1 pseudogene is annotated in these 234 nt (G+C 51.3%); it reads right to left on the bottom strand.

Annotation, left to right across the window (positions count from 1 at the left end):
• Nucleotides 1-234, bottom strand: a pseudogene (gene yaaA / locus ACFZPT_RS27075) (peroxide stress protein YaaA); the annotation flags it as partial.

The following is a 234-nucleotide window of genomic DNA, read 5'->3' as shown; positions in this document are numbered from 1 at the left end:
AACCCATTGAGCTTTTCGGGGTCATTGATGCGTTCTTCGATCACAAAACGGCACATCATGCCGCGCGCCTAATTTGCGTAGAAACTGATGATTTTGTACTGGCCGTTTTTCAGGTCCTTGAACACGGTGTTGATGATCCGCGCGTTCAGGGCCGTGCGTTTTACAGCCGAAAAGTACTCGTTGGACGCTAAGTTGAGTAGCACATCGTCACCTTTGGCGGCCAGGGCTTCGTTG

Origin of the sequence: Pseudomonas sp. MD330_10 (assembly GCF_042610415.1) — a bacterium.
Classification (GTDB): domain Bacteria; phylum Pseudomonadota; class Gammaproteobacteria; order Pseudomonadales; family Pseudomonadaceae; genus Aquipseudomonas; species Aquipseudomonas rhodesiae.
This window is presented reverse-complemented; position numbering and strand designations above follow the sequence as displayed.